The organism is Dietzia sp. SYD-A1, assembly GCF_015356725.1.
GTDB lineage: Bacteria > Actinomycetota > Actinomycetes > Mycobacteriales > Mycobacteriaceae > Dietzia.
Genome location: NZ_JADDKI010000333.1, coordinates 1 through 1,993, shown reverse-complemented (window position 1 = coordinate 1,993; position 1,993 = coordinate 1). Strand labels below are relative to the sequence as shown.

Annotated in this window: 2 protein-coding genes; both read right to left on the bottom strand. The window is 65.0% G+C overall.

Annotated features, from left to right (window positions below):
- Positions 1–88 precede the first annotated feature (88 nt).
- Positions 89–559: a transposase gene (locus tag IY392_RS19245; protein WP_228549380.1), complete on the bottom strand. Its 471-nt coding sequence runs from the start codon at positions 557–559 to the stop codon at positions 89–91.
- A gap of 39 nt (positions 560–598) precedes the next feature.
- Entirely contained in the window at positions 599–1,705 is a 1,107-nt protein-coding gene (locus IY392_RS13100) for a BtrH N-terminal domain-containing protein (protein WP_067478094.1), read from the bottom strand.
- Positions 1,706–1,993: the final 288 nt, after the last annotated feature.

Genomic DNA, 1,993 nt, shown 5'->3' with positions numbered 1-1,993 from the left:
GATCCACTCCGGTCAGCTTCACGACCGGATCAATGCACTCTGATTCCGGAAGGGCCGGATAAGGGGCTCTTCGCATCTGAGTGTGGGGTCAGGTCCGTAGCCCGCCGGCGATGAGGAGCATCCGCAGGCGGTAGTTGTCGCGGTTGCGGTAGCCGCGGGCCAGGCGCCGGTGGAGTTCGATGAGGCCGTTGATCGCTTCGGTTCCACCATTGTTGGATCGGTCAGTGGTCCAGTAGGCGAGGAAGGAGTCCTTCCACTTGCGAAGAGTGCGGCCGAGGCGGGCGATCTCTGGGATCGGGCAGGACGGCAAGGTCGCGAGTATCTTCTCCGCAGCGCTGCGCCCGGCTGGCAGGTCTTTATGGTGGTAGGCCTGTCGGAGTTCGTGGGCGATCTGCCAGGCGAGGAACAGTTCCTCGTGCCGGGGGTCGGCGGCCAATGCGTCATTGAACCGTCGCCACTGCCGCTCGGTCAGCCGTGCCGGGTCGCAGCGGATGATGGTGCGGATCCCGTAGAGCGGGTCGCCTTTACGTCCGCGGTGGCCGCAGATCTGCTGCTGCAACCCGGCACTGGTGCTCGCTTGCTGCGTTCGCCGACTTGCCTACAATGGGTCACCCATCCCCAGTTCCCCCGCCGCTTTGCGCATGTGAGAGATGGCATGGCCTTCGTCGCGGGGAAGCGTCGCGGCGAGTTCATTGACCCGTCGCCAGCGATCGAGCGTCGATCCGTCGCTACGGCCGGCCGCAGCCAGAGCCGACCACGTGTCCGCGCAGCGCAAGAGCGCAGTTCCGGCCTTCGCCATCTCCGCGGACTCCGTTAGCCGGGCCACGTCGCCACAGAACTGTGCCTGCAACCGGCGGAACAGGCCGCCGCCCGTGCCTGCCTTCTCTACAAAGGCGTGGAGAGAACGCAGCGCGATGTCCAGTTCCGGTTCGGGCATGAGCCCCGGCCACCGGTCGACATCCTCGGCGAAGACCGTGACTCCACTGATCCCGGCAGCGGCAACGGCATCCGGCGGTAGCACCGACGCGTCCGGAATAATCGCGGTTGTCGCCGCCTGCATGTTTTCGACCGAGGCCACGAGGGCCGAAGCCGCAGTCTGGCGGAGATCGGGCAGGATCTGGGGCCAGTTCACGAAGTACGTGGTGTGCCTCGTGGGCACGGGGAACGATCGGGACGCGCGCGCCCGCGCAAGAGCCTCGTAGGGGACTTTCTGCATCTCGGCTCGGTCGTTGTCCACCACGAAAGCCGTCTCGGTGTCGTCTTCGTAACCGATCACGACGATGTCGTGCCGACTCATCTGAAGGCGGACATTGAGGTAGGGCAGCTCAGAAATGTCGGCCCACATCAGCACGGGACGGCCTTGCTGGAGTTCGCGGCGGACCCAGCCCCAGCCGGTCTCGGGATCGTCGGTTCCCCGAACGTCGACCTCTGCACCCAGCCTGGCGAGAAGGTCGACCTCGAGGTCGCTGCTACGCCCGACGAAGTAGATGGGAGGGGCGAGACCCGGTGCCCGCAGGTAGGTGAAGCCGAGACCACCGCCCATTCCGAAGACCAGACCTTCGCTCGGCACCTCGTCCCAGCCCAGACCGGCCCACTCCAGGAGGTCTCTCAGCGCTCCGGAACCACAATGCCCTGCCTGACGGTGGGGATAGTCCAGTAGGACTCGTCGCGGCTCTGGATGACGGGTAGGGACCTCGACTGACATGACATCTCCTGAATCGGCGTCGCAGCAATCTGCGCGGTTTCCGGTTGGACGGGCATGCGGTTACGTGACTATACATTCGTTCATGCAGGCATGTACCTACCTCAGCGGTCCATCGAAAGGATCCTTCGTTCCTGCGCCGCCCGCCGAGTGATAGCTCAAGAAATGCGCTGGGCGAGGCAGCCCCGGGCGTCCGCCAGACAATCACCACCGCTCTCCTCCACGAGCCGGCGGCCCGGAGCGTGTCAAATCAAATGAGACGTGAGGTGCTCGGTTGGGCTTGGCTAGTTT

Bases quoted from the DNA above. Each gene is read 5' to 3' on its own strand.
- IY392_RS13100 (WP_067478094.1), bottom strand. From the start codon at position 1,705: ATGTCAGTCGAGGTCCCTACCCGTCATCCAGAGCCGCGACGAGTCCTA.